This is a genomic window from Arthrobacter sp. 05T442 (assembly GCF_056395945.1).
On the sequence record NZ_JBFTKM010000001.1, the window covers coordinates 76829 to 102809 of the forward strand.

Below are 25981 nucleotides of genomic sequence, written 5' to 3' on the forward strand. Positions count from 1 at the left end.
ATTGTCCTGGGAGTGGACATGCTCACCGGGCCTCGGGGGACATGTCCAGCCCTGGGCCCAAAGAAGGGGCATGCTGGCATTATGTCCAGTGGCCGCGTCCGGGACTGGGCATGTCCCGGTGGTTGCGTAGCGGTTCCAGAGTGGACATGTCCAACCTTGGGCCTAGGGAACGGGCATGTCCGGGCACAAGATTGGGCATGTCCAGCCCTGGGCCCAAGGAATGGGCATGGTGGCATCATGTCCAGTGGCCGCGTCCGGGACTGGGCATGTCCCGCTGGATTGCATGGGACTGGGCATGTCCAGCGGCAGTCACAGCTTAGGAGCCTTCGGGGTCCACCACGTACCCTTGGAGACTGTGAAGGTACTTGTCATCGGCCCCGGCGGCCGCGAACACGCCATTGTCCGATCCCTGCTTGCAGACCCCAACGTGTCCGAGGTCCATGCGGCCCCGGGCAACGCCGGCATCAGCAAGCTGGTCCCCACACACGCCATTGACGCGAACGACCCGGGCGCGGTTGCCGCACTGGCCAGCAGGCTGACGGCGGACCTCGTGGTGGTCGGCCCCGAGGCGCCCCTCGCCGCCGGAGTGGCCGACGCCGTCCGCGCCGCCGGCATCCCGGTCTTTGGACCCAGCATGGCCGCGGCGCAGCTGGAAGCATCCAAGGCCTTCGCCAAGGAAGTCATGGCCGAGGCCGGCGTGCCCACGGCAATGGCCCGGGTCGCGAGCAACGCCGAGGAAGCCGCCGACGCCCTCGATACCTTCGGCGCACCCTATGTCGTGAAGGACGACGGCCTCGCCGCGGGCAAGGGCGTCGTGGTCACCAACGACCGGGACGAGGCCCTCGCCCACGCCCAGAGCTGCTTCGACACCGGCGGCACGGTGGTGATCGAGGAGTTCCTCGATGGTCCCGAGGTCTCTGTGTTCGTGCTCTGCGACGGCCGCAACACCGTGGCACTGTCCCCGGCGCAGGACTTCAAGCGCATCTTCGACAACGACGAGGGCCCCAACACCGGCGGCATGGGTGCCTACACGCCGCTGGAATGGGCGCCCGAAGGCCTCGTCCAGGAAGTCATCGACCGCGTGGCCCAGCCCACGGTCAACCAGATGGCCCACCGCGGCACGCCGTTCGTGGGCGTGCTGTTCGTCGGCCTGGCCCTGACCTCCCGCGGCACGCGTGTCATCGAATTCAACGTCCGCTTCGGCGACCCTGAAACCCAGGCCGTCCTGGCCCGGCTCAAGACCCCCCTGGGCGGGCTGCTGATGGCAGCCGCCAAGGGCGAACTGGACAAGGTGCAGCCGCTGCGCTGGTCCAAGGACACCGCAGTCGCCGTCGTCGTCGCCGCGGAGAACTACCCCGGCACGCCCCGCACCGGGGACCGTATCCGCGGGCTCAAGAAGGTCGAGGCGCTCGAGGGCGTCCACGTCATCCACGCGGGCACGAAGCTCGACGCCGAGGGCAAGGTGGTGTCCGCCGGCGGCCGTGTCCTCGCCGTCGTCGCCCTGGGGACCGACCTGGTGGAGGCCCGCGAACGGGCGTACGACGGCGTCGAGCTGGTCCAGCTGGACGGCTGCCAGTTCCGCACCGACATCGGACGCAAGGCGGCGCGGGGCCAGATCCGTGTGGCGGCCCCCGGGACCCCTGCCGCGTCGAAAGCGAAGGCATGACCGTGACCGAATCTCCATCATCGACGCCGGAAACCGCCACCCCGAAGGGCGGGCTGGACACCGCGACCCTGGACCTGCCCGGCTGGAGGCACGTCTACTCCGGCAAGGTCCGTGACCTGTACGTTCCGGTGGATGAGTCCATCACGGCGCGCTTCGGCCGCGAATGCGTCCTGGTGGTCGCGAGTGACCGCATCAGCGCCTACGACCACGTGCTGGCCACTGAGATCCCGGACAAGGGACGCATCCTGACCCAGCTGAGCCTCTGGTGGTTCGAGCAGCTCGGGGTCGAGCACCACGTGCTCGCGTCGACGGTCGGCAGCGGCGTCCCGGCCGCCGTCGAGGGCCGGGCAATGATCTGCAAGAAACTGGACATGTTCCCGGTGGAATGCATCGCCCGCGGCTACCTCACCGGGTCCGGCCTCCTGGAGTACAGGCAGTCCCGCACTGTGTGCAGCATTCCGCTGCCGGAGGGCCTGGTGGACGGGTCCCGTCTCGCCGAGGCCATCTTCACCCCGTCGGCCAAGGCCGAGGTGGGCGAGCACGATGAAAACATCACCTACGGCGCCGTCGTGGACCTGGTGGGCGAGGACATCGCCGCCAGACTGCGCGAGCTCACCCTGGCGATCTACACGAAGGCCGAGGACATCGCCCGCGGCCGCGGCATCATCCTCGCCGACACGAAGGTGGAGTTCGGCTTTGACGCCGCCACGGGCCTCATCACGCTGGGGGACGAGGTGCTGACCCCGGACTCCTCACGTTTTTGGGATGCCGCCACCTATGAGCCAGGCAAGGCCCAGCCCTCCTATGACAAGCAGTACGTCCGTGACTGGCTGACCTCGGCCGAGTCCGGCTGGGACAAAGCGTCGGACGCGCCGCCGCCGGCGCTTCCGGCCGACGTCGTGGTGCGCACCCGCAGCCGCTACGTGGAAGCCTACGAGAAGCTCACGGGCCGGGCGTTCGCCTAGCCTGCCGGGTACCTGCCGGTGTCGTCGCGGCAGCCTATGCTTCCGCCGAGGCTGCGGCCTCGGCGCGCCGCTGCGCCAGACGGATTTCCAGCACCGCGTCCATGGCTTGCTGGACCCGGTCCGAGGCTCCCGCCGCGCTGAATTCCTTCTGGGCTTCTTCGAGGTAGACGAGCGCCTCGGCGGATTCCCCGGCGGCCTTGAGGGCCTTGCCCAGCAGCAGCGAGACCTCCCCGGCCGTATGCCGGGCGAGTGACTCCCGTTCGGCGTGGATCTCGCGCAGTTTTTGCACGGCTGCGACGATGTCCCCGGTGAGGTAGAGCCATCGGGCCCGGATGAACGCCACTTCCAGCTGGTCCGTTTTGTTGCCGCCCACGATTGAGAGCGCCAGCTCGGCGCGTTCGATCGAGGACAGGGTTTCCGGTTCCACAATCCCCGAGGAGAGCCGGACAGCCGCGGAGGCCTTGTTGAACCGGGCCCAGAGGTCGATGTCGTTGGCGGGCGAGAGCAGCCTGGCGGCACGCTCGTGATACTTGATGCCCTCGGGGTAGTCGTGGCGCATGAAGGCCACGTTGCCGATAACCCAGGCGACCTCGCCGGCGAGCTGGGACATGGAGTGGTCGTCCATCTGCTCGTTCATGGCCTGGCAGTATTCCCAGGCCTCATCGAGCCGGCCGCTCTCGGCCAAGGCGCCGATCAGTGACCGCAGCGCGCCGATGATCATGGTGGAGCCCTTGGGCAGCTGGGCGCAGAGCCTCACAGCTTCCTGCGCGTTCTCCACGGCTGCGGTCAGCTGTCCCTGTCCCTGGGACGCGGCAGCGAGCATCTGCCGGGCCCTGACGCCGAGGCCGGCCGATTCGGCGGCCATGGGGTGGTCCAGGAGGTGCTGGATCACGTCCTTGCATTCTTGCCACAGTCCCTGTTTGATCAGGCATTCGGCCTGCATGTAGGTCATGTTCCACCACGCGCTCGTGTTTTTCGCTTCCAGGGCGATCTTGGCGGCGGCGGCGGCGTGGGCGGCGGCCACCGGGTAATCCCGGAGGTCCCAGGCCTGGCGGGCGTACAGCCCTGCGAGCACGTACTCGGCGTCGCTGACGGACACGGGCTGGCTCCAGGCCTCCAAAGCCTTGGGGGCAAGCTCAAGCCGACGGGCGAGCTCCTCAATAACATCGGCGGTGGGTTCGCGGCGCCCGGTTTCCAGCAGCGAGATGTAGCTGGGGGAGTACAGGTCGCGGCCCAGCTCCGCCTGCGTCAGGCCGCGCTCAAGCCGTTCCGCCCGGAGCTTCTCCCCAAATCCGTTTCCCACGGATACCTCCTAATTCCGGACATTCTTTGTACTAAATGCTTGACAGTCTCTGTGGAAAACATTTTACAATGTATGTCAACAAGGGTAGTGCTGACTTGGTAAGGACCCCGACTCATAGTGAGGAACTCTATGTTGAAGAAGATTGCAGCCGGCGCCGTGCTTGCGGGCGCGCTGGCATTCTCCGCTGCGGCCCCGGCCGTCCTGTCCGCCGCGTCCACCACCGAGAATTCAGGCGTTGCCGCCGTCGGCAATTGGCCCGATCCCATGTCCGTGCCTCAGGCTGTAGGGAACTGGCCCGATCCGATGGTCTACTCCACCAACGTCGGCAACTGGCCTGATCCCATGTAACAGGCCCTGTTGTCACAGGCCGCAGGCCAGTGCTTCGCAGCCCCCGGACACGGTGTTCCGGGGCTGTTTTGTGCCCGGACATCGGTCCCGGGGTGACAAGGGCGCACCCCGGGCGGGCCCCGGCGCGCCAGGGATCGGGCATAAAAAGAGGGCCTTCCGAGTGGAAGGCCCTCTTTTGATTGGTCGGGATGACAGGATTTGAACCTGCGACCTCGTCGTCCCGAACGACGCGCGCTACCAAGCTGCGCCACATCCCGATCCGCTGCAAAAGCAACTTCACAAGAGTATCCGATGGGAGCCCCGGATGTGAAATCGGGGTCCGGGCCATGCGGCGGACTGCCGGGCCGGATCAGACCAGGGAGTCCTTCCAAGCTCCGTGCAACTGCGCGAAGCGTCCGCCGCCGCCGATCAGCTGCGCCGGGGTCCCGTCCTCGACGATGCGCCCGTCATGGACCACCAGGACACGGTCGGCAGTCTCCACCGTGGAGAGCCGGTGCGCGATGATCAGCGCCGTCCGCCCGGCGTCGGCCCCGCGACCACGTACGCCGCGCAGGAGTTTCGACAGCCCGGTCTGGACCAGGCGCTCGGACGGGATATCGAGCGAGGAGGTCGCCTCGTCCAGGATCAGGACGGCCGGCCGGGCCAGGAATGCCCGGGCAAAACTGATCAGCTGGCGCTGTCCCGCGGAGACGCGGCCGCCGCGCTTGTTAACGTCGGTGTCGTAGCCGTCCGGCAGTTCCGTGATGAACCCGTGGGCGCCCACCGCCTTGGCCGCGTCCTCGATCTCCCCGCGGGAGGCTTCCGGCCGGCCCAGGGCGATATTGTCCGCCACCGAGCCGCTGAACAGGAAGGCTTCCTGCGTGACCATGACGACGTTCCTGCGCAGGTCTTCGGTCGTGAGCTGGCGCAGGTCCACGCCGTCCAGCGTGAGCGACCCGGAGGAGACATCGTAGAAGCGGGCAATCAGTTTCGCCAGCGTGGACTTGCCGGCCCCGGTCTGCCCCACGAGGGCGACGGTCTGGCCGGCGGGGATGTGGAGGTCCATTTTCGGAATGATGACGGGGCCGTCGCCGTAGCGGAATTCGACGCCGGCGAAATCGACGGTTCCTTGCGCGTCGGCCAGGGCCACGGGGGACTTCGGCGGCCGGACCGTGGGCACTTCCTCCAGCAGGCCGGAGACCTTCTCGAGGGCCGCCTGGGCGCTCTGGAAGGAGTTGTAGAACATGGCCATCTGGTCCACCGGCTGGAAGAAGCGCTTGGTGGACAGAATCAGGGCCAGGAGCACGCCCACCGCCAGCCCGCCGCTGAGGACCCGGAAACCGCCCAGGAGCAGCACGACGGCGACGCAGACGTTGCCGATCAGCACCAGGCCGGGCTGGAAGATGCCGTTGAGGTTGATGGAACGGACCGTTGCGGTGCGGTAGTCCTCGGAAAGCTCGGCGTAGCGGGCGGCGTTCTCGCGCTCCTTCCGGAAGGCTTTCACGGCGCGGATGCCCGTCATGGTCTCCACGAAGTGCACGATCAGGCGGGCCGAGACGACGCGGGATTGCCGGAAGGCAATCTGGGAGTGCTTTTGGTACCAGCGGGACAGGAAATACATCGGCACGCCCGCGGCCAGGACCAGCAGTCCGCTGCGCCAGTCCAGGGCGAACACCGTGATGGCCGTGAATGCCATGAACAGCATCCCGGAGGCCAGCGAGCTCACGCCCGAGTCCAGGAGTTCGCGCAAGGCCTCCAGGTCCGAGGTCTGCCGGGCGATGATGCGGCCGGAGGTGTATCTCTCGTGGAATTCCAGGCTCAGCCGCTGGGTGTGCCGGAACACGCGGACGCGCAGGTCCAGGAGCATCGACTGGCTGAGCCGGGCGGTCGACGTGACGTACAGCGCGGTCAGGCCGGCCGTGGCGACGGCCGCCGCGAGATAGGCGGCGCCGGCGAGGACCAGCGGAAGGTTGTCGCCGGCGCGCAGGGCCGGCAGGGCGTGGTCGATCCCGAAAGCGATCAGCGCCGGGCCGGCCACGCGGGCGGCCTGGGACAGCACCACAGCGGCAATCGTCAGCCAGAAGCGCCCCCGGACAGGGCGGATCAGGGAGCCCAGGAGGGCCAGCGACCGCCGCTGGACGGCCTTGCTCTCACCCTTTGTGAGGTGGGCGTTGTCCTCATTGGCGGTGCCGAACGTTGCGCTGCTCATCGGGAAATCTCCTCGGACTGGTCCTCGAGGGCTGACAGTTCTGAATCCAGGTCCCGCGGTTCCGGATCCAGGCTGGCAATCACGTGCCGGTAATGGCTGTTCTCCGCCAGCAGCCGGGTGTGGGTCCCGACGGCGGTGATCCTGCCGCCCTCAAGAAGCGCCACCCGATCGGCAAGGGCCACAGTGGACGGCCGGTGGGCGACGATCAGCGTGGTGGTGTCCGTGAGGACCTCCCGCAACCGGGCCTCGACCCGCTCTTCGGTATTGACGTCCAGCGCCGACAGCGGGTCGTCGAGGACCAGTATCTTCGGCCGCGCGGCGATGGCACGGGCCAGGGCGATGCGCTGCCGCTGCCCGCCGGAAAGGCTGAGGCCTTCCTCGCCGATCAGGGTGTCCAGTCCCTCGGGCAGGGAGTAGGCGAAGTGCGCCTGGGCGACGTCGAGTGCTTCCTCCAGGGCCGCCTCGCGGCGCTCCGCCGAGCTGTTTTCGGGGAGGCCAAGGAGGACGTTGTCGCGCACCGAACTCGAAAACAGGGTCGTGTCCTCGAAAGCCACAGCGACCACGGTGCGCAGCTCCTCGACGCGGAATTCGCGCAGGTCCACCCCGTCGATCGTGATGGACCCGTCGGAGACGTCATAGAGCCTCGGGACAAGCTGGAGCAGGGCGCTTTTGCCGCTGCCTGTGGTGCCCACGAGGGCCATGGTCTCGCCCGGTGTGATGTCCAGGGAGATGTCTTTGAGGAGCGGCCTGTCCGGGGCGTCCTCGAAGGCGAACGTGGCATTCCGGAAGCTGAGGGCGCCCTTGAGCTCGGAGGGCCGGCGCGGGGTCTCCGGACTGGTGATGGTGTTCTCCGCGTCCATGACCTCGAAGTGCCGGTCAATGGCGGTCTTGGCAGTGAGGGCCATGGCCAGCAGCATGCCGCAGAACTCGACAGGGGCGGCGATCACGGCCGCCGTGGCGAAGAACGCCACGAGGGCACCGATGCTGAGCTCGCCGCGGGAGGCGAGGAGGACGCCGACGACCAGCGCAGTGCCGAGGGCGAGCTCGGGCAGGAGCGTGACGACGAGGCTGAAGGTGGCGAGGTGTTTGGCCTTGGCGATCTCGGTCTGCCGGAGCTCCTCGGCCTGCTCGTTGAAGTTCGCGAGGGCCTCGCGGCTGCGTCCGAAGGCCTTCAGCACCCGGATGCCATGGACCGATTCCTCGACGGTGGTGGCGAGATCGCCGGCCTGGTCCTGGCTGCGGCGGGCCACTTTGCTAAAGCGCGTCCTGAACCGGAAGCCGTAAATCATGATGGGCACGGCCGCGGCCAGGAAGATCAGGGCCAGCTGCCAGCTCATCGAGAACATCACAACGACGCCGATCACCACCGTGAGCGTCGTGACGACGAGCATGATGGCGCCGAACGCCATCCAGCGCCGGAGGAAGTTCAGGTCCGTCATGGCGCGGGAGAGCAGCTGCCCGGAGCCCCAGCGGTCATGGAACGAGACCGTGAGGTCCTGAAGGTGGCCGTACAGGGAGACGCGCATCCGGGTTTCCACGGTGGTGGCCGGGTTGATGACGAACTGGCGGCGCAGGGCCACAAGGCCGGCCTCCGCGATGCCCAGGCCGAGGACAACGAGCGAGGCTGTCCACAGCGCGTCCGTGCTTCCGCCCGGCTTGAGGGAGTCGTTAATGAGCACGCGCAGTACCTGGGGGATGGCCAGGGCCACCACGCTGGCCGTCAATGCGCAGAGCAGACCCATGACGAGCCGCGGAATGATCGGCCTGACGTGGGGGTAGAGGCGGCTGATGGATGTGAAAAACGGAGTCTGCTTGGCCATGCCTGCTTCTTAAAACGCGCGTGCGAGATCTAGAACCGCTAGATGTAGTTTCCTGTAGCAACTACCCTAGGCCATGACGTGAGCCGATTCACACCGTATCTTGCGGCCCGTGGATCTCGCCCAGTGATTACGTTCCGTAATGCACATCCGGCCGGCCGCGCCCGCCGGGGGACATGCTCAGTCTTGGGTTCGGAGGTTGGGCATGTCCCCCCGCCCGGGACTCCGCCGGGGGACATGTCCAGTCCTGGGTTCGGGGGTTGGGCATGGTGCCATTATGTCCATCGTTGCCGCCCAGGGGAGGGCATGTCCCCCGGGGACGGGGCACAGGGGGAGGGCATGCCCGCTGAAGGATGCGGGAGCGGTACAGGCTCAGGCGCGGGAAGTGAGGGTCAGCAGCACGGCCTCGGGCTTGCAGGCGATGCGGACCGGCGCGAAGCGGGAGGTACCGATACCGCCGGAGACGTTGACCGGCGTCGTGCGTCCGTTGCTTTCCCAGTCGTTGAGGCCCTTGGCCCGCCAGGTGGGGAGATCACAGTTGGCAACGAGGGCGCCGTAGCCGGGAACGCAGATCTGGCCGCCGTGGGTGTGGCCGGCCAGCAGGAGGTCGGCTCCGTCTTCAGTGAAGTGATCGAGCACGCGCTGGTAGGGCGCATGCGCGACGGCGACCCTCAGGTGCGGATCGGAGTCCCTGCCCTTCGTGCCACGGGGCCAGCCGGCGTACCGTTCCAGGCCCAGATGCGGGTCATCCACCCCGGAGAAATCAAAACGCATGCCCTTGAGCACGAGCGACTGGCAACGGTTGGTCAGATCCACCCAGCCGCCCATGCCAAAGCCGGAACGCAGCCGCGGCCAGTCCAACTCCCGGTTCTTCCGCTGCGAGGACGGGTCCAGGAAGCGCGAGGACGGGCCCAGGAGATATGCGGCAGGGTTCTTGAAGATGGGCGCGACGTAGTCGTTGGAGCCGGGCACAAACACGCCGGGGAACTCCATCAGGGGACGCAGCGCCGCCAGCAGGGGATCGATGGCCTTGGCGTGGCTGAGGTTGTCGCCGGTGTTCACCACAAGGTCCGGCGTCAGGGCCGCCAGTGACTCGAGCCACGCGGCCTTCCGGCGCTGGCCCGGCACGAAGTGGATGTCCGAGAGGTGCAGCACCCGGAACGGGCCGAATCCAGCGGGCAGAATGGGCAGCGTTTCCTCCCGGAGGACGAACTGGTTCTTCTCCCACAGTCCGTACCCGGTGACGGCGGCCCCCGCTGCGGTCCCGAGCGCGGCGGTCACGGCGAAGCCGCGCCCGATGCTACGGACGCGGCTGGCCACGGAACTTCCCTGGCTCATCGGCTACGGCTGCTTGCCGGGGGGCGTGGGGTTACCGTTGCCAGGCTGGGCGCCCTGCGTCGCCGGCGCCGTGGCGGGCGCACTTGCCGGGGCGCTTGCCGGGGCGGAATTCTGTGTTGACGGGACACTCTGGCGCGGCGGGGCGACCGGCCCGGTGACCATGTTCGACGGCGGGGCCGGGAACGGGTTGGTGCCATACGCCGGCGCGACCTGGGACATGTAGTTCGAGAACTGCGGTCCGGCGATCATGTAGCCGTCGATGCCCTTGTAGAACTTGCCGTTGATGGTCAGGTTCTGGCCGGCCCGGTGCTGGCCGTTCAGGGGATCGCCAAACCACGTGGCGGTCGCAAGGCCGGAAGTGTAGCCCGCGACCCAGGTGGAGCTGTTGTTGTCGTTGGTGCCGGTCTTGGCGGCGACGGGGAACGTGGTCCGGGTGGAGATCCGGGGCTGGATGAGCGAGCCCGATCCTCGGTTGAGGACTTCCTGCATGGCGTAGGCGACGCCGTGGGCCACCTCGGGCTTAATGGCGTCCCGGCAGCTGACGGACTGGGCCGGCAGCTGGGCGCCGGCAGGGTCGGTCACCGACTCGATGGCGATCGGATCGCAGTACTTGCCGTCATCGGCGAACGCGGCGAACGCGCTGGCCATGGTCAGCGGCGCAGTCTGGGTGGAACCGATGAGGTTACCGAGCGTGGTCATCGGGACCTTGGGATTGGGGTCTCCGTTCGACGGGTTTCCCGCATGGACGCCCAGTGAGTCCACGACTTTCTGAATGCCGCACAGGTCCAGCTGGGCCGCCGAGGCAAAGGTGATGGTGTTGATGGAGTTCGCCAGGCCGTCCAGGACGGACATGTACTTGTAGTGTTCCCCATCGGCGTTCTGCAGGTCATGGCTCTGGTTGGTGTCGTCATACCAGCCGACGGTCGGCGCAGGGCACGTGTTCTTCCAGGGGAAGTTCTGCGGGTAGCGCCGGACCGCGCCGTTGAGCAGGGTGTTCATGGTCTTGCCCTCATTGAGCCACTCCGCGAAGGTGAACGGTTTCATCGTGGAGCCCGGCTGGAACCCGCCGAGGCCGTTGAGGTCGTTGCCCTTGGAGTCCTGCACATCGACATTGAAGTTCTGGGTCTGGTCAAACTTGCCGTCGGTGGGGAACCAGACGGTGTTCTGAGCCATGGAGATGATCTTGCCGCTGCCCGGCTGGACGGACACCAGCGAGGCTCCCCACTTGTCCGGGTTCGCGCCGGCAGAGGCGTCGACCTGGGTCTGTGCCACGGCCTGGGCCTTGGGATCCAGGGTGGTCTTGATAGTCAGGCCGCCGCGGAAGATCTTACGTTCACGCTCGGCTGCGTCGGCGCCGTAGGCCGGGTTGTTCAGCAGCAGGTGCAGGACGTAGTCGCAGAAGTACGGTGCCGTCGTCGCGTAGGCGCAGCCCTGGTGCGGCTGGTTGACCTTGGTCACCACCGGCGTCGCCACGGCGGCGTCGTAGTCGGTCTGGTTGATCTTGCCCTGGGTCAGCATGGACTTGAGCACCAGATCGCGTCGGACCTTGGCGTTGTCCGGGTGGGCGATCGGGTCATAGAAGGACGGGCTGTTCACGACGCCGGCCAGCAGTGCGGCCTGGGGGAGGGTCAGGTCCTTGGCGGTGGTGCTGAAGAAGAACTTGGAAGCGGCTTCGATGCCGTAGGCGTCACGGTTGAAGAAGACGATGTTGAGGTAGCCCTCGAGGATCTGGTCCTTCGTGAATTTCTTCTCCAGGGCGATGGCGAGTTTCATCTCACGGAGCTTGTCGCCGACACCTTTGTTGACGCCGTTCAGCAGGACCTGGTCGCCCTTGCCCTCGGATTCAAGGGAGGAGTTGATGACGTTGTTGACGTACTGCTGCGTGATGGTCGACGCGCCCTGCTTCTGGCCGCGGGCGGTGCTGACCAGGGCGCGCAGGATGCCGGTGGTGTCCACACCGCCGTGCTCGTAGAACCGGTTGTCCTCGATGGCGATGATCGCGTTCTTGATGTTCGGGGACATCTGGTCCAGCGATACCCGCGTGCGGTTTTCCGCATAGAGGTTGGCGATGACGCTGCCGTCCGACGCGAGGACGGTGGTCGACTGGCTGGGCGGGTCCACCTTCAGTTCGGCCGGGAGGGTGTCAAAGAATTGAATCGACCCGCTAGCTGCGCTGCCGGAAACAGCGGCCGCGGGGACAAGGAGCCCCGCCACCAGGACGCCACAAATGGCGCTCACGCCCAGGAAAAGAAGGAGCTTTCCGAGGGTGGTGGCCGTGTCGAATAAAGGGTTCTTACCAGTCGCCATGTTTTCCACTTTACCGGCAAGGACTAGGCTTTATGTCATGACCAAATGGGAGTACGCCACGATTCCGCTCATCATCCATGCTACAAAGCAGATCCTTGACCAGTGGGGCGAGGACGGCTGGGAGCTTGTCCAGGTTGTCCCGGGCCCTGACGGAAACGGCCTGGTTGCCTATTTGAAGCGGGAGAAGCAGTAGCCATGAGCACCCCAGCGCCGGCCACCCCGGCAAGCCCCGGAAACACCGCCGGCAGCACGGCTGAGGCGGCAAACGCCGTCGACGGCGCGGGCGCGTCGTCCGCCGTCGAACAACGCCTTGCCGAGCTCGGGCTGACACTGCCGGAGGTGGCCGCACCGGTGGCTGCGTACGTACCGGCCGTGATTTCCGGCAACCACGTCTACACCTCAGGGCAACTGCCGTTCATCGACGGCAAGCTCGAGGCCACCGGCAAGGTCTCCACCGGCACGGAGGGCGCCTCGGACGAATACACGGTGTCCCCGGAAGCGGCCAAGCACTACGCAGCAGTCTGCGCTGTCAACGCGCTGGCTGCCGTCAAGAGTGTCATCGGCGACCTCGACCGCATCACCAGGATCGTCAAGGTGGTCGGATTTGTCTCTTCCGATCCCTCCTTCACCGGCCAGCCCGGGGTCATCAACGGCGCCTCAGAGCTTCTGGGCAAGGTCCTTGGCGACGCCGGCCAGCACGCGCGTTCCGCCGTTGGCGTATCAGTCCTGCCGCTCGACTCTCCTGTTGAAGTCGAACTGATCGCCGAATTCGCTTAGGGCCGGTCAGTTCCTTGCCTCACTTAGCCCGTCGCCTGTTCGTCCTTCCCCCCGATCTCGAAGGGGCAGCACGCAGTTGGCTCGAACACGGCGAGCGGACGCCTCGGGCCGTCCGTTTCGCTTCCTCTGTCGTACTCCTGCGTGACTCCCCCACAGGTCTGGAAACCTGGCTTGGATACCGGCCAGGGTCCTCGCCGCTGGGCGTGGTGGCTTTCCCCGGAGGGTCGCTGGAGCCATCCGACGACGACGCCGTCGCCTGGCTTGGCCCCTCGCCCCAGCACTGGGCCGAGCAGATGGGGACGGCCGACGTCGGGCTGGTGCGCCGCCACATTGTGGGCGCCATCCGTGAGCTGTTCGAAGAGACCGGCATCCTGCTGGCCGGCCCGGACCTGTCCACCACCGTGGAGGGCACCTCCAGTGCCGAGTGGATGCGTGCACGCGAGGCCGTGGCCGACCAGGAGAAGTCCTTCACCGATGTGCTCGCCAAGCGGGGTCTCTCGGTGCGGACGGACTTGCTTAAGCCGCTGGTGAATTGGATCAGCCCTGATTTCGCGCACCGCCGGTTCAATACGCGGTACTTCGCTGCCACCCTACCGGTCAACCAGCAGCCCACGCTCCTGGCCAGCAAGGGGGTCTGGGGGCGCTGGGTGTGCGTCCGGAAGCTCATTGAGGGCCGCGAGACCACGGTCCTGGGCGATGAGGTGGGCCAGGAGAACACCGTCGGCCGGCCCCTGGGTCAGCTCCTGGTGCCGGGCTCGGAGATCATGCTCGAGAAGATGGCCGCGGCCAACGGCTGCATCGCCTACCTCAGCTACAAACGCAAAGCCCACGTCTACCAGCCCAAGCTCGTCGAGGAGGACGGCAGACTGATGCTGGAGGTCGAGGCGGCGAAGACTGTCGCCGGCGAACCCCAGCGGGAGCGCTGACGCAGGTCCCGGCCGGTGGACATGCTCTTCGCTCACCCCGCCGCCGCGCGGGACATGCTCACTCCTGGCCCGGGCCATTGGACATAGTGGCATCATGTCCACGCCCCGCCGCCAAGATGGGACATGCCCTGTACTGGGCAGCATTGGTGGATCTTGGGCAGCACCGATGGACATGTTCCCCGCTCGCCCCGCCGCCCCGCGGGACATGCTCACTCCTGGCCCGGGCCATTGGACATGTTGGCATCATGTCCACGCCCCGCCGCGAAGATGGGACATGTCCCGGAGGGCGCTCCCGCCAGGAATGAGCATGTCCCCGGAAGGGCATCGGCAGGCTTAACCAGCGAAAGCCGGCTCCGTTTCCACGGGGTCGGCTTTCGCTTGTGCTGCGGAAAGCTTAGCGGGAGCGCTGGCGCAGTCGCTGCATGTCGAGAATGACGACGGCGCGGGCCTCCAGGCGCAGCCAGCCGCGCTGGACGAACTCGGCGAGGGCCTTGTTGACGGTTTCCCGGGAGGCGCCGACCAGCTGGGCCAGCTCTTCCTGGGTGAGTTCGTGGGCGACCAGCACGCCGTCGGTCGCCGGACGGCCGAAGCGGTCGGCCAGATCCAGCAGTGCCTTGGCCACGCGGCCGGGCACGTCGGAGAAGACGAGGTCGGAGAGCGAATCGTTGGTCCGGCGCAGGCGGCGTGCCAAGGCCTGCAGCAGCTGGGCGGACACCTCCGGGCGGGTCCGGAGCAGGGCGTTGAGGCTCTCGTTCCTGAGTCCGGCCAGTCGGGTTTCGGAAACCGCTGTCGCCGTGGCCGTGCGCGGGCTCGGATCGAAGAGCGCCATTTCACCGAAGAGCTCGCCCGGGCCCAGGATGGCGAGCAGCGATTCGCGGCCGTCCGGAGACGTGCGGCCGAGCTTCACCTTTCCGGAGACGATGAAGTACAGCTGGTCACCCTGGTCGCCTTCCCGGAATACCGAGGCTCCGCGTGAGAGATCCACCTCCGTCAGTTCGTCCGTCAGCAGACGGAACGCCTCGTCGTCGAGCGTGGCGAAAAGGGGTGCGCGGCGCAATACCTCGATATCCATGAAATCTCCTGACTAACTGTGTCGGCTGGGGCGCTTCAGCCATTGTTTCAGAATTTTGGCGCGTCTGTGACGTAGTTGGCACCGAAACGCGGGCGGGCGCCCGAAGGGAGGGCTCCAGCGGGCCCCGGACGCCCCGTACGGGCAGCCGCGTCCCGGGGTGGTCGGCAAACTGTCAGCCTGCGCCGATAGAATTGCCCCGTAACTGTCTGTGAGGAGCACCGGTGTTCGGCTTGACCATTTTGGACCTGGCGTTGATTGTGACGCTCCTGTCCTACCTGATTCACGGCCTGCGCAACGGCTTCCTGGTGACGGTCGGAGGCCTGGCCGGGTTCGCGGCGGGAGCGGTGGCGGCGTTCGTTTCAGTGCCGGTCGTCAGCGGCCTCGTGGAGGACAGTGGATGGCGGCTGACGGCGATTGTCGCCACGGCTGTCCTGCTAATGATCCTGGGGCACGGTCTCGGCACCATGATCGGGCGGAACATCCGCAAAGTGGTGCGGATCAGCCCCCTGCGCGCGGCGGACCGCGTGGCCGGCGGAGGCGTCAACGTGGTGGTGTCCGCCCTCGTCATGTCGATGTTGGCGTTCAGCATCGGGTCCCTGGGCGTTCCCCTCGTGTCCCAGCAGCTCGCCGAGTCCAAGGTGATCCGGTTCATCGACGGCATGACCCCGACGCCGGTCAAGAGTTCCATGGCACAGTTGCGGTCCGCCGTGATCGGCGAAGGTATACCGACTCTCCTTGACGGCTTCGGCCAGGGTCAGCCCGTCGCCGTTCCGGATGCCAGCACGGACACCCCCGCGCTGAACAAGGCCGCCGCTTCCGTGCTGAAGATCGCCGGAACGGCCTACCAGTGCGGCCAGAACCAGACCGGAACCGGCTTCGTTGTGTCGCCCGGCCGCGTCGTGACCAACGCCCATGTCGTCGCCGGCGTGGCGGAACCGGTGGTGGAAACACCCGGCGGGGGCGCCCTCCCCGGGCGGATCGTCTATTTCGACACCAAACATGACCTCGCCGTCCTGGCGGTGGACGGCTTGGGCACCGCGCCGCTTCAGCTCAGTTCGGACCTTCCGGCCGGCAGCCCGGCCGCGTTCGCGGGGTACCCCCACGGCGGTCCGTTCCAGTCCAAACCGGCCACCGTCCAGGACATCGCCACGGTCCTGGTCCCTGACATCTACGGGAACAATCCGGCGCCTGAAGATGTATACCGGCTCGCCGCTGACGTGCAGCCGGGCAACTCCGGAGGTCCCTTGCTGACCACCGACGGGCAAGTGGCCGGCCTGATCTTTGCCAAGGCAACCACCGAGCCCTCGCTGGGGTTCGCCATCACCATGGCCGATCTCGGCCCCGTCGCAGCCCAAGCGCCGGGTCTGGGCAGCGCCGTCTCCTCGGGGCAGTGCATCAAGAAATAGGCAACAAGCAATAGGGCCGCCAGCGCCCCCAGGGCCGCCACGGCGGCGGCCCTGGGCCCGCCGCCGCGGCAGCTACGCGGGCGCGCCCTGCCGCCGCCCCGCAGGACCCGCGGGGGACATGCTCAGTCGCTGGAAGCGTGCAGTCCGGCGAGGTACTCGACAGCGAAGCGGTAGCCCATGATCCCGGCCCCGGCGATCACGGCTTTGCTGATGTCCGACAGATAGGAGTGGTGCCGGAACGGCTCCCGGGCATGGACATTGGTGATGTGGACTTCGACAGTGGGCACCTCCACGGCGGAGATCGCGTCGCGGATGGCCACCGAGGTGTGCGTGTAGGCCCCTGCGTTAAGCACAATCCCGACCGCCTTTCCCCGTGCTGCATGGATGGCGTCCACGAGTGCTCCCTCATGGTTGGACTGGAAGCACTCGACGTCCAGGCCGTTGGCTGCACCGGCGTCTTTGGCGAGCTGTTCGACGTCGGCCAGCGTCGATGTCCCGTACTTCTCGGGCTCGCGGGTGCCGAGCAGGTTCAGGTTGGGGCCGTTGAGGACCAGGATGGTGCCGCGGCCGGCGTCGGTGGCGGGGGTGGCTTCAGTCATGCCTGCAAATCTATCGCTTACCGCCGCCCGCTGCCCGCTTCTTTACGCGGCGCTCCCGCGTCGTCGGCCCCGGGAAGTCTGGTCAGGTGACAGGGGGGTGCCTAGACTTTAAGGACCAACGTGCGGAGCTCCCGTACTGGCCAGCTCGCGCGGAAAGCCCGATCTGGGAGCGTCATCACGCGCAGCATCCTCCATTCAGGAAAGAACATCCGCCGGGCCGCCGTAGCCCTGCTAGCCCTGGCGGCGTTCTCCATCCCGGCGCCCGTCGCCGCCGCGTCCCGGGCCGACGCCGGTCACCGGCACTCGGTGATAGTCCTCCCCGGCGCCACCGGAACGGAAGGCATCGCCGCGGGGGAGGGCAGCACCTTCTTCGCGGGGGACCGGCTCAACGGGGACATCTACCGCGGAGACATCCGCGAAGGCACAGCCAAACGCTTCATCCATGCACCGGATGGCAGGGCCGCCCTCGGCATGAAGGTCGATGTCGCCGACAACCTGCTGTTCGTGGCGGGAGGCGCCACCGGCCAGGCCTACGTCTACAGCCTTGAGACGAAGAAGACCGTGAAGGCCTACCAGCTTGCCGGGGCAGGCACGAGCTTCATCAACGACGTAACCCTGACCAGCGAAGGGGCCTGGTTCACCAACTCGCAGGCCGGCGAACTCTACTTCGTCCCGGTGAACCACCACGGGAACCCGGGCGCTGCGGAGACGCTCGTCCTGAAAGGCCCAGCCGGCGGGCTTGAACAGGGGTTCAACCTTAACGGGATCGCGGCCGTGCGGGACGGGCATACCCTGATCGTCGCCCACACGGCGCGGGGCGCCCTCTACACCGTCAACCTGAAAACCGGATCCAGTGAGTTGATCGCCCTCACCGACCGCTCCGGCGGCGCCCTCACCGTGCCCAATGTGGACGGCATCCTCGTCCGGGGCGACACCCTCTGGGCAGTCCAGAACGTATCCAACCAGGTGAGCCGCATCCAGCTGGACCGTTCCCTGGTATCAGGCGTGGTCCGCGAGGTCATCACGAGTCCGCACTTCGATGTCCCGACGACGGCGGCGCTCTTTGACGACACGCTCGCCCTGGCGAACTCCAAGTTCACGTCGCCCGCTGCCACCACCTTCGAAGCCGTCCTCGTCGACGCCGGCTCGCGGCACTGAACTCGCGGCGCCGATTAAATGGACCCGCGGAAAGGCCGGGCAGTCGACTGACGGCGCTGCCCGCACGCGGGCAGCGCCGTCGCCGGCGCCTCATTCAAGGCTGCCCCTTTCCAATATGTCTACTTGCGGAGCGAGTGTGCGATCTGGGCCATGACGGTGTTGTCGGCCAGGGTTGTGGCGTCGCCGACCTCGCGGCCTTCCGCGACGTCCTTGAGCAGGCGCCGCATGATCTTGCCGGACCGGGTCTTGGGCAGTTCCGGCACCACGAGGATGGTCTTGGGCTTGGCGATCGGCCCGATCTCCTTGCTCACGTGGTTGCGGAGTTCCTGGATGATTGCGTCGCCGGAGTCCACGGCATCACCGCGCAGGATCACGAACGCGACGACCGACTGGCCCGTGGTCTCGTCCGCGGCGCCCACGACGGCGGCCTCGGCCACGGCCGGGTGGGACACCAACGCGGATTCGATCTCCGCGGTGGAGAGGCGGTGGCCGGAAATGTTCATCACGTCATCGACCCGGCCCAGCAGCCAGATGTCACCGTCCTCGTCCTTCTTCGCGCCGTCGCCTGCGAAGTACATGGTCTCGAAGCGGGACCAGTAGGTCTCCTTGAACCGCTCTGGGTCGCCCCAGATGCCGCGCAGCATGGCGGGCCACGGCTCGCGGATCACGAGGTAGCCGCCGGATCCGTTGGGGACGGACTCGCCGAGTTCGTCGACCACGTCCACGGCGATGCCGGGCAGCGGAACCTGGGCTGAGCCGGGCTTCGTGGCTGTCACCCCGGGCAACGGCGCGATCATCTGTGCCCCGGTTTCGGTTTGCCACCAGGTGTCCACGATCGGTGCAGGGGTGTCCTTCCGGCCGCCGTCGGCCCCGATGACCTCCCGGTACCACATCCACGCCTCAGGGTTGATGGGTTCGCCCACCGAGCCCAGGACGCGGAGCGAGGAGAGGTCCGACTTGGCCGGGATCTCCTTGCCCCATTTCATGAAAGTGCGGATGGCGGTGGGGGCGGTGTAGAGGATGGAAACCTTGTACTTCTCCACGATCTCCCACCAGCGGCCCTGGTGCGGGGAGTCCGGCGTCCCCTCGTACATGACCTGGGTGGCCCCGTTGATGAGCGGAGCGTAGGCGACGTAGGAGTGTCCGGTGATCCAGCCGACGTCGGCCGTGCACCAGTAGACGTCCGTCTCCGGGTGGAGGTCGAAGACCGCCTTGTGCGTGTACGCGCCCTGGGCCAGGTAGCCGCCGGTGGTGTGCAGGATGCCCTTGGGCTTGCCCGTGGTGCCGGAGGTGTAGAGGATGAAGAGCGGGTGCTCGGAGTCGTGACCGACGGCCGTGTGCTCGGCGGAGGCGCGGTCCACGGTATCCGACCACCAGTGGTCGCGGCCCTCGTGCCAGTCGACGTCCTGGCCGTTGCGCTTGACTACGACGACGTTCTGGACGGTGTGCCCGTCACCATCTCCCTCGTGCGCCAGGGCCTCATCGACGGCCGTCTTCAGGGCGCTGGGCTTGCCGCGGCGGTAGGTGCCGTCGGCGGTGACGACGAGTTTGGCCTCGGCGTCGTCAATCCGGGAGCGCAGCGCCTCGGCGGAGAAGCCGCCGAAAACCACCGAGTGGATGGCGCCGATCCGGGCACAGGCCAGCAAGGTGATGACGGCCTCGGGAATCATGGGCAGGTACACGGCCACCCGGTCGCCCTTGGCGACGCCGAGCGACTCGAAGGCGTTGGCGGCCTTCTTGACCTCCTCGGTGAGCTGCGCATAGGTGTACGTGCGGGTGTCGCCCGGTTCGCCCTCGAAGTAGATGGCGACCCGGTCCCCGTGGCCGTCCTCCACGTGGCGGTCCAAGGCGTTGTACGCGGCGTTGATTTCACCGCCGACAAACCATTTGGCGAAGGGCGGGTTGGACCAGTCCAGGGTCAGGGTGAAGTCCTTGCTCCAGCTCAGCAGCTCGCGGGCCTGTCTGGCCCAAAAGGCGGGACGGTCGGCGTCGGCCTCCGCATAGTCAGCGGCGGTGGCAACGGCGTTCGCTGCGAACTCGGGGGAGGGCGCGAACCGGCGGTTCTCGTGCGCCAGGTTTTCGAACGCATCGCCCAGGCGGGGCGAAGTTGTAGCAGGGGCAGCGGAAGGCGCCGCGCCGGAAGCCTGCGTGGTGGTGGAGCCGGGAGTCTGCTGGGACATGGTGAACCTCATCATTCATCGATCCGTGCTGCGCGGGATCGCCGGATGTCCACTGGTGCGGGCCGCAGGTGCGGCGCCGGGCAGCGGCTGATCGCGGCGGTCCGCAAAAAGCTGTTCCGCAATACACACTAATACCTGGGTCCGACGGAACGTGTGCCCCGTCACAAACGCAGCCGCGAGCGGTGCTTGTTAAGCGCCGAGTGGTGCCGGGAACGCTACTTCGGGCCTATCTGGCGGCGGACGGCCCGCACCCCGGGCCTCCCAGCCCGGCCAGGCACTGAACCCACTGATTCCACCGTTCTGGCAAGCGGAATACGGATGGGCCGGCATCGACGCCGATGCGTACAGCGCCTGGGAACAGCAATGCAGCCCGGAGGCCTACGTCCGGCGCCGCAAGAGCGCGGCTGAGTCACCGGAGCCGCGGAGCCTGCTGGCGCCGGCCACGGCCTGGCGGGGCGGGCTGGATACCGTGATCGTCCTGCCGTACGAGGGGTACTTTGCGTGGCGCGTCACGGCACGGCATCTCGCCGGCTCCGCCTCGACCGCAACGATCCGGCCAGCTGCAGCAGGGCCTTGGGAACCGCCGGGGGCCCGCTTCCTGGCGGCGGTTCATGAGAAGCCTGCCGAAAGCGTGATTTGCCGCGGCCGCGCACGGCTTGTCAGCTAGTGATCGGCCAAGCACTTGGCTAGGCTGAGATGAAGTTGTGACATCCGATGGAGGCAGGCGGGACCGCTGGCGGTCCGCGCTCTGCGTGCCGTTAGACGGCGCTGTCCAGGGCGCCGCCATGCTAAGGAGAACAGAATGAACGAGCAAGAAAACGGGCAGCTCCAGTCGCCCGCCCGCAATCAGGGCGACACGGGCCAAGCCAGGCAGGCAGGCTTCGGAGACCCGCCCCGCTTCACGGCGGACAAGAAGACCCGGAAGAAGAACGAGGCCGTCCTCGGGCCTTTCACCATCCGGGACCTAACCGTTTTCGGCTCCACGCTGATTCTCTTTGTCGCCTCGCTCATTCCGATGTTTGCGTTCGGATACAACCTCTGGAACCTGGGCAGCCTCTTCTTCCTGGGCCTGGGGATCGTGCTGCCGCTGATCGTGTCCGCCTTGTTTGTGGCACGCCGGGTCAGCCCCGGAACGCGGATCCGGATTGGGTCCTTGTCAATCGACCAGTTCGGGTCGGTCGTGGCGTCTTTCGCGGTCGCTTTCTTCTTCCTTGCCGTTGCCGGCGCGTTCGTGCCGAGTCTGCTGGTTGGGCTCATAGGCGCGCTTGGACTCTTCGCAGCCACCGTGCTGGCGCGTCTGATCCCCTACTTCGCCGGCGACTTCCTGGGCCGCGGGGAAACCCCTGCCCATGTGGTGGCCCGTGAGGCAGCCATACCGGTGCGGAAGCCCCAGGCCCCGAAGCCGCCGAAGGAGCCCAAGGAGGCCGGGGCAGCCAAGGAAACCGGTGCCGGACCGGTCGCTGGCTGGGCCAAACGCATGACGCCGGGTGGCCGGTCAGCTGCCCCGCAGGCGGCCCCGCACAGTTATGAGACCTTCGGTGCGGCATCGGGCGAGGCTGTTCCGGCCGCACCCGTCGCCGGAGCGGCCCCCGCACCGGCCGCTGCGCCCGCCGCCGCGCCGGCCCCGGTCGTGCCAGCAGCGCGCGCGAATGCTGCGCCGGAGCCTGCCTCCAGCGCCCCGGAAACCCAAGTCTCCGGCGTAGTGCCGGCGGCTGTGACGCCGGCCCCGTCTGCCGCCGAACAGACCCGGGCTGCCGGCGTCCTCGCGCCTGCCGATTCTGCGCCGACGGTTCCGGCCGCGGCGGAAGAAACCCAGGCCGCCGAAGTGCCGGTGGCCTCCACGAGCGCCCCGACCACGGTCAACCCCCAGGTCCGCCCGCAGGAGCGGATCGGTGCAACCGTCGACCCGGCCAGCCGGCCCATGGAAGACGACGTCCAGCCCGTGCACGAGGCGTTCTGGTTCGCCGTCGCGCAGCCCCGCACCGCCGTCGACGAGCACACCGGGGCCCCGGCGTTCGTCATTGAACCCGGCGGCTGGGTGTTGGCCCTCGAGGACCGCGGCAACGAGTTCCTGGTCCAGCACACCGACGGCCGGGTGGGCCTGCTGCGCGACCTCAGCAACATCGAACGCGGTTAGCCGGAGCCCCGGTGGCCAGCGAAACCGGGAGCGGCCAGCCCGGCAGCCCGCGGACCTCAGGGGAATCCCTGCTGGCGCTCAAACGCCGGGCCCGCAGAATCAACAAGGCCCTCGGGGAGCAGTATCCGTACGCGCACGCGGAGCTGGATTTCCGCAGCCCGTTCGAGCTCGTGGTGGCCACGGTGCTCTCGGCCCAGACCACGGACGTGCTGGTCAACCAGATCACGCCCCTGCTCTTTGCCCGGTATCCGGACGCGCGGAGCATGGCCGAGGCGGACCCGGCCGAGCTCGAAGCCATCATCAAGCCCACCGGCTTCTTCCGTGCCAAGGCCAGGAACCTGCTGGCGCTGTGCATCAGGCTCGTTGACGAGTACGACGGCGTGGTGCCCGGCCGGCTGCAGGACCTGGTGACGTTGCCCGGCGTCGGGCGGAAGACGGCGAACGTTGTGCTGGGCAACGCGTTCGGCATCCCGGGCATCACGGTGGACACCCATTTCGGCCGTCTGGCCAGGCGCTTCGGGTGGACGGAATCGGATGATCCGGTGCGGATCGAGTCCGACGTCGCCGAGTTGTTCGAGCCGAGGGACTGGACCATGCTCTCGCACCGCGTGGTGTTCCACGGCCGGAGGGTCTGCCACTCGCGAAAACCGGCGTGCGGCGCCTGCGCGGTGGCGAACTGGTGCCCGAGCTACGGGGCCGGGGAAACGGATCCGGAGAAGGCCAAGAAGCTGCTGAAATATGAACTGGCCCCGGGCCAGGAAGAACTGCTGGCGAAGCTCATGGCGGAAACCCACCGGGCCGCCGAAATCCGGATGGAATCGCAGAGGAAGCCTCGATGACCGTCCGCCAGGAACTGATCGACCTCGTTGCCGCCGTGGCGGAGGGCACGGCACCCCCGCCGGATCCGCGCTGGCGCGAGCTCGTCGTTGAGCCCGGTGAACGCGTCCGCCGTGCTGCCGTCCTGATGCTGTTCGGTGCGCTGGATAACGTCCCGGCGACTTCCGTCAAGCTTCTGGCCCCCGCGGATCTTGACGTCCTCCTGTTACAGCGTGCCCAGACCCTGGACGACCACCCCGGACAGGTCGCCTTCCCTGGCGGCGGCATCGATCCGGGCGAATCCGTGATCGGGGCGGCCCTACGCGAGGCGGAAGAGGAAACCGGGCTCGACCCCGCCGGCGTGGACGTGCTCGGCGTCATGCCGGAGCTTGCCCTGCCCCGCGGGAACTTCCTCGTCACCCCGGTCCTGGCCTGGTGGGCCGCCCAGTCACCCGTCCGTGTGGTTGACTACGGTGAATCGGCCCAGGTCTTCCGCGTCCCGGTGCGGGACCTGCTGGATCCGGACAACCGGGTCATGGCCACAGTGAACCGTGCCGGCCAGACATTCCAAAGCCCCGCCTTCACCGTCAACGGCGTCGTCGTGTGGGGCTTTACCGGGATGATCCTGAACCAGCTCTTTGAGCAGCTGGGCTGGGCGGTTCCGTGGGACCGCTCGCGGCTCTACGGGATCGATGCCTAAGCCGGATCGATGCCTAAGCCGGGCGTCACTGTACCGGGGGTCCCTGTAACGGCCCTGTCGGTCACGGGCCTGCGGTCAGGCAGGTAGCCGGACGCCAGCTTTGCTGTTGCCGGTGAACGCGGGTGCGGCGCCGGGCTGGCCTTACCTGCTGTGGCCGGAACGGTCCACAACCAGGCCCGTCGCGGCGTTCTCGCGCACGGCCGTGATGCCGGCCGCCGCGCCCTTGATGGTCTTGAACAGCGGCGAAACGGCCACTACCGTCCCGTCTGCCGCCGTAAGCCTGAAGAAATAAGCTTTCTCTCCCGCTTCAGCGATTTCAAAAATGCCAGCCAAACCGTTGCCTCCCCAATTTCCTTGCGTCGTTGCAAATGACCGGCAGTAACGATGGGATTTCTTACCGGCCATTCGAGACTAACCGGGGGGACGGACAGTGCACAACGCTACCGACGGGTACGTTACAGCGGGTGACTGTGCCCGCCTACTTGGCCTTGTCATAGGAGTCCACCACGGCCATGCTCACGGGAAACTCCACAGGGATCCTGCCGAACAGCAGCTCTTTGGCGGCATTCGCAGCGTCCTCAATCGCACGGATGCACTCCTCCACGGCCCCCTCCGGGCAGTGGACCATCACTTCGTCATGCAGGAAGAACACGAGTTCCCCGCCCGGGACGCCGACGGAGCGCATGGCGCGCAGCCGCCGTCGTAGTTCCGCGAGCCAGCAGGCGGCCCAGTCGGCGGCGGAGCCCTGCACCACGAAGTTCCGGGTGAACCTGCCGCGGGAGCGGGCCGCCGAATCGGCCCTGCGCTGCTCTTCCGCGGTGGTGGAGTGCTGGCTCTGCAGCCAGCGCTCCGACGGCGGCGGGCTGCTGCGGCCCAGGCGTGAGGTGACCGTCTTGCCGGCTTCGCCCTCGCGGGCCGCCTCTTCCACGAATCCTACGGCCCGCGGGTAGGTGCGCGTCAGCTGCGGCATCAGCCGGCCGGACTCGCCGGTGGTCGCACCGTAGATCGCCCCGAGCAGCGCCACCTTGGCCTTGGCCCGGTCGCCGCCGAAACCCTGCGCAGCGATGCCGGCATAGAGGTCCTTGTCCCGGGCGGCCTCCGCCATTTTGGAATCCTGGGCCAGGGCCACCAGCACCCGCGGCTCCAGCTGGGAGGCGTCCGCGACGATCAGCTTGTACCCCGGGTCAGCATGGACGGCGCCGCGGATCTGGCGCGGGATCTGGAGAGCCCCGCCTCCGCGGGAGGCCCAACGGCCCGAAACCACCCCGCCCACGACGTACTCCGGCTGGAACCGGCCGCTCTTGACCCAGGCATCCAGCCATGCCCAGCCGTTGGCAGCGTGCAACCGGGCGAGTTTCTTGTAGGCCAGGAGCGGCTCGATCGCGGGGTGGGTCGCTTCCTTCAATTCCCATTGCCGGGTGGTCTTGACCTCGATGCCGTTCCGGTGCAGGGCGCGCATGAGCTCCTGCTGGGAGTCGGGGTTCAGCGACGGGGAATTCAGCAGCCGGCGCAGCTCCGTGGTGAGCGCCTCAAGCTTGGCGGGACGGTGGCCGGGTTGCGGGCGCGGGCCGAGGTAGTCCGCCAGGATCCGTTCGTGCAGTTCCTCCTGCCACGGCACTCCGGTGTGCTGCATCTCGGCGGCGATCATGGCGCCGGCTGATTCGGCTGCCAGCAGGAGCTGCAGGCGCCGCCGGCGATTGTCGCCGAGGAGTCCGGCGCCGCCCGCGCCGCCCGCGCCGGCCCCGCCCGCGCCGGCGAGCTTCAGCGCTTCCTGCTGGGCCGCGTATTCGGCACGGAGGTCTTCGGGCGAATGACGGGGCGCGGCGCGGAGGCCCGGATCGTCGAACAGTGCGCCCTGATCCGCCGGCGGAGGCGGGGGCTGCAGGGCACGGGGCAGGGGCTGCAGGTCATCGTCCTGGGTCAGCTTTTCCGCGTTTCTGGCATACGCGGTATGGGCCGTGAACTCCGAATGGGCCAGGATAGCCCCGCAAAGAGCGAGGTCGTAGCAGCGTTCAAGCTCCACGCCGGCGCCGAGCAGCGCGGGATACCAGTCCTGGGTGCGGTGCCAGATCCAGCGCGGGCGCTGTTTTTCGAGTTCGCGCACGACGCCGGCCAGGCCGCCCGGGCTGATGATGCGCGGTTCCGGTTTGGCCGGGTTCGGGGAGCCGTCCATCGTGAGCTCCTGGAGGGCTGCCCCGTCAGCGTGGGCGGCGAGCAGCAGGTACATAGGGTCAATTCTGCCTTGCAGTTGGGCGTGGCGGGTGCCGCGTCGAACTTC

Annotated in this window: 21 protein-coding genes and 1 tRNA gene; 11 read left to right on the top strand and 11 right to left on the bottom strand. The window is 67.6% G+C overall.

The genetic code is table 11. The features are described 5' to 3' along the window. The first annotated feature begins 355 nt into the window (after positions 1–355). Together purD and AC1DES_RS00365 are read left to right on the top strand one after the other, a co-directional pair. Positions 356–1666: a phosphoribosylamine--glycine ligase gene (gene purD / locus AC1DES_RS00360; RefSeq protein WP_476893717.1), complete on the top strand. Its 1311-nt coding sequence runs from the start codon at positions 356–358 to the stop codon at positions 1664–1666. Further along, positions 1663–2631, top strand: coding sequence for a phosphoribosylaminoimidazolesuccinocarboxamide synthase (locus tag AC1DES_RS00365; protein WP_476893718.1), 969 nt, complete (start codon positions 1663–1665; stop codon positions 2629–2631). The genes purD and AC1DES_RS00365 overlap by 4 nt, the downstream gene beginning before the upstream one ends. Positions 2632–2665: 34 nt before the next feature. Here AC1DES_RS00365 and AC1DES_RS00370 read toward each other — a convergent pair whose 3' ends face one another. Further along, positions 2666–3934, bottom strand: a complete 1269-nt coding sequence (locus tag AC1DES_RS00370) for a helix-turn-helix domain-containing protein (RefSeq protein WP_476893719.1) — start codon at positions 3932–3934, stop codon at positions 2666–2668. A 129-nt stretch (positions 3935–4063) separates the two neighbouring features. Here AC1DES_RS00370 and AC1DES_RS00375 point away from each other — a divergent pair, with 129 nt between their 5' ends. Beyond that, complete coding sequence (locus AC1DES_RS00375; RefSeq protein ID WP_476893720.1) at positions 4064–4282, top strand: hypothetical protein; 219 nt, start codon at positions 4064–4066, stop codon at positions 4280–4282. A 180-nt stretch (positions 4283–4462) separates the two neighbouring features. Here AC1DES_RS00375 and AC1DES_RS00380 read toward each other — a convergent pair. The 5 genes from AC1DES_RS00380 to AC1DES_RS00400 form a co-directional block, all read right to left on the bottom strand. Further along, positions 4463–4539 (bottom strand) — tRNA-Pro (locus AC1DES_RS00380). Between the two features lie 92 nt (positions 4540–4631). Next, entirely contained in the window at positions 4632–6470 is a 1839-nt protein-coding gene (locus AC1DES_RS00385) for an ABC transporter ATP-binding protein (protein WP_476893721.1), read from the bottom strand. After that, positions 6467–8290, bottom strand: coding sequence for an ABC transporter ATP-binding protein (locus AC1DES_RS00390; RefSeq protein ID WP_476893722.1), 1824 nt, complete (start codon positions 8288–8290; stop codon positions 6467–6469). The genes AC1DES_RS00385 and AC1DES_RS00390 overlap by 4 nt, the downstream gene beginning before the upstream one ends. Positions 8291–8659: 369 nt before the next feature. Next, positions 8660–9625, bottom strand: coding sequence for a metallophosphoesterase (locus AC1DES_RS00395; protein WP_476893723.1), 966 nt, complete (start codon positions 9623–9625; stop codon positions 8660–8662). A gap of 3 nt (positions 9626–9628) precedes the next feature. Further along, the gene (locus tag AC1DES_RS00400) at positions 9629–11932 is read right to left on the bottom strand and encodes a transglycosylase domain-containing protein (RefSeq protein WP_476893724.1); all 2304 of its coding nucleotides are present in this window, start codon (positions 11930–11932) and stop codon (positions 9629–9631) included. Positions 11933–11969: 37 nt separating this feature from the next. On the opposite strand from AC1DES_RS00400, the gene AC1DES_RS00405 reads away from it, so the two are divergent. The 3 genes from AC1DES_RS00405 to AC1DES_RS00415 are packed head-to-tail and all read left to right on the top strand — an operon-like array spanning position 11970 to position 13635. Further along, on the top strand, positions 11970–12125 hold the full coding sequence (locus AC1DES_RS00405; protein ID WP_009359196.1) for a DUF4177 domain-containing protein: 156 nt from the start codon (positions 11970–11972) through the stop codon (positions 12123–12125). A 2-nt stretch (positions 12126–12127) separates the two neighbouring features. Continuing rightward, complete coding sequence (locus AC1DES_RS00410) at positions 12128–12709, top strand: RidA family protein (protein ID WP_476893725.1); 582 nt, start codon at positions 12128–12130, stop codon at positions 12707–12709. Positions 12710–12723: 14 nt separating this feature from the next. Then, the gene (locus AC1DES_RS00415; protein WP_476893726.1) at positions 12724–13635 is read left to right on the top strand and encodes an NUDIX hydrolase; all 912 of its coding nucleotides are present in this window, start codon (positions 12724–12726) and stop codon (positions 13633–13635) included. Between the two features lie 394 nt (positions 13636–14029). On the opposite strand, the gene AC1DES_RS00420 is transcribed toward AC1DES_RS00415, so the two are convergent. Continuing rightward, entirely contained in the window at positions 14030–14707 is a 678-nt protein-coding gene (locus tag AC1DES_RS00420; protein ID WP_214961308.1) for a Crp/Fnr family transcriptional regulator, read from the bottom strand. Positions 14708–14928: 221 nt separating this feature from the next. Here AC1DES_RS00420 and AC1DES_RS00425 point away from each other — a divergent pair, with 221 nt between their 5' ends. Continuing rightward, complete coding sequence (locus tag AC1DES_RS00425) at positions 14929–16113, top strand: MarP family serine protease (protein ID WP_476893727.1); 1185 nt, start codon at positions 14929–14931, stop codon at positions 16111–16113. 122 nt (positions 16114–16235) lie between these two features. Here the strand turns inward: AC1DES_RS00425 and aroQ are convergent, their stop codons facing one another. Beyond that, positions 16236–16712, bottom strand: coding sequence for a type II 3-dehydroquinate dehydratase (gene aroQ, locus AC1DES_RS00430; RefSeq protein ID WP_476893728.1), 477 nt, complete (start codon positions 16710–16712; stop codon positions 16236–16238). A 120-nt stretch (positions 16713–16832) separates the two neighbouring features. Between aroQ and AC1DES_RS00435 the strand changes: the two genes are divergently transcribed. Beyond that, positions 16833–17870 (top strand): SMP-30/gluconolactonase/LRE family protein, encoded by a 1038-nt coding sequence (locus AC1DES_RS00435; RefSeq protein ID WP_476893729.1) that lies wholly within the window; start codon positions 16833–16835, stop codon positions 17868–17870. A gap of 119 nt (positions 17871–17989) precedes the next feature. Here the strand turns inward: AC1DES_RS00435 and acs are convergent, their stop codons facing one another. After that, on the bottom strand, positions 17990–20050 hold the full coding sequence (acs, locus tag AC1DES_RS00440; protein ID WP_476894202.1) for an acetate--CoA ligase: 2061 nt from the start codon (positions 20048–20050) through the stop codon (positions 17990–17992). Positions 20051–20852: 802 nt separating this feature from the next. Here acs and AC1DES_RS00445 point away from each other — a divergent pair. From AC1DES_RS00445 to AC1DES_RS00455, 3 genes are read left to right on the top strand one after another with little or no spacing between them, the layout of a single operon-like run. Beyond that, positions 20853–22187: a hypothetical protein gene (locus AC1DES_RS00445; protein ID WP_476893730.1), complete on the top strand. Its 1335-nt coding sequence runs from the start codon at positions 20853–20855 to the stop codon at positions 22185–22187. Between the two features lie 11 nt (positions 22188–22198). After that, the gene (gene nth, locus AC1DES_RS00450; protein WP_476893731.1) at positions 22199–23026 is read left to right on the top strand and encodes an endonuclease III; all 828 of its coding nucleotides are present in this window, start codon (positions 22199–22201) and stop codon (positions 23024–23026) included. Next, complete coding sequence (locus AC1DES_RS00455) at positions 23023–23703, top strand: NUDIX hydrolase (protein ID WP_476893732.1); 681 nt, start codon at positions 23023–23025, stop codon at positions 23701–23703. Before nth ends, AC1DES_RS00455 begins: the two co-directional genes overlap by 4 nt. Before the next feature lie 141 nt (positions 23704–23844). On the opposite strand, the gene AC1DES_RS00460 is transcribed toward AC1DES_RS00455, so the two are convergent. Both AC1DES_RS00460 and AC1DES_RS00465 read right to left on the bottom strand, forming a co-directional pair. Then, the gene (locus AC1DES_RS00460) at positions 23845–24108 is read right to left on the bottom strand and encodes a YegP family protein (RefSeq protein ID WP_476893733.1); all 264 of its coding nucleotides are present in this window, start codon (positions 24106–24108) and stop codon (positions 23845–23847) included. A gap of 73 nt (positions 24109–24181) precedes the next feature. Next, positions 24182–25930: a bifunctional 3'-5' exonuclease/DNA polymerase gene (locus tag AC1DES_RS00465; protein ID WP_476893734.1), complete on the bottom strand. Its 1749-nt coding sequence runs from the start codon at positions 25928–25930 to the stop codon at positions 24182–24184. Between the last annotated feature and the right edge of the window lie 51 nt (positions 25931–25981).

What these genes read in the sequence shown, in the direction of transcription:
- AC1DES_RS00400 (WP_476893724.1), bottom strand. Translation starts at nt 11,932, where the DNA reads ATGGCGACTGGTAAGAACCCTTTATTCGACACGGCCACCACCCTCGGA.
- AC1DES_RS00375 (WP_476893720.1), top strand. Translation starts at nt 4,064, where the DNA reads ATGTTGAAGAAGATTGCAGCCGGCGCCGTGCTTGCGGGCGCGCTGGCA.
- AC1DES_RS00445 (WP_476893730.1), top strand. Translation starts at nt 20,853, where the DNA reads ATGAACGAGCAAGAAAACGGGCAGCTCCAGTCGCCCGCCCGCAATCAG.
- AC1DES_RS00460 (WP_476893733.1), bottom strand. Translation starts at nt 24,108, where the DNA reads ATGGCCGGTAAGAAATCCCATCGTTACTGCCGGTCATTTGCAACGACG.
- aroQ (WP_476893728.1), bottom strand. Translation starts at nt 16,712, where the DNA reads ATGACTGAAGCCACCCCCGCCACCGACGCCGGCCGCGGCACCATCCTG.
- AC1DES_RS00465 (WP_476893734.1), bottom strand. Translation starts at nt 25,930, where the DNA reads ATGTACCTGCTGCTCGCCGCCCACGCTGACGGGGCAGCCCTCCAGGAG.
- AC1DES_RS00365 (WP_476893718.1), top strand. Translation starts at nt 1,663, where the DNA reads ATGACCGTGACCGAATCTCCATCATCGACGCCGGAAACCGCCACCCCG.
- AC1DES_RS00385 (WP_476893721.1), bottom strand. Translation starts at nt 6,470, where the DNA reads ATGAGCAGCGCAACGTTCGGCACCGCCAATGAGGACAACGCCCACCTC.
- AC1DES_RS00395 (WP_476893723.1), bottom strand. Translation starts at nt 9,625, where the DNA reads ATGAGCCAGGGAAGTTCCGTGGCCAGCCGCGTCCGTAGCATCGGGCGC.
- acs (WP_476894202.1), bottom strand. Translation starts at nt 20,050, where the DNA reads ATGTCCCAGCAGACTCCCGGCTCCACCACCACGCAGGCTTCCGGCGCG.
- AC1DES_RS00455 (WP_476893732.1), top strand. Translation starts at nt 23,023, where the DNA reads ATGACCGTCCGCCAGGAACTGATCGACCTCGTTGCCGCCGTGGCGGAG.
- AC1DES_RS00405 (WP_009359196.1), top strand. Translation starts at nt 11,970, where the DNA reads ATGACCAAATGGGAGTACGCCACGATTCCGCTCATCATCCATGCTACA.
- AC1DES_RS00420 (WP_214961308.1), bottom strand. Translation starts at nt 14,707, where the DNA reads ATGGATATCGAGGTATTGCGCCGCGCACCCCTTTTCGCCACGCTCGAC.
- AC1DES_RS00390 (WP_476893722.1), bottom strand. Translation starts at nt 8,290, where the DNA reads ATGGCCAAGCAGACTCCGTTTTTCACATCCATCAGCCGCCTCTACCCC.
- AC1DES_RS00410 (WP_476893725.1), top strand. Translation starts at nt 12,128, where the DNA reads ATGAGCACCCCAGCGCCGGCCACCCCGGCAAGCCCCGGAAACACCGCC.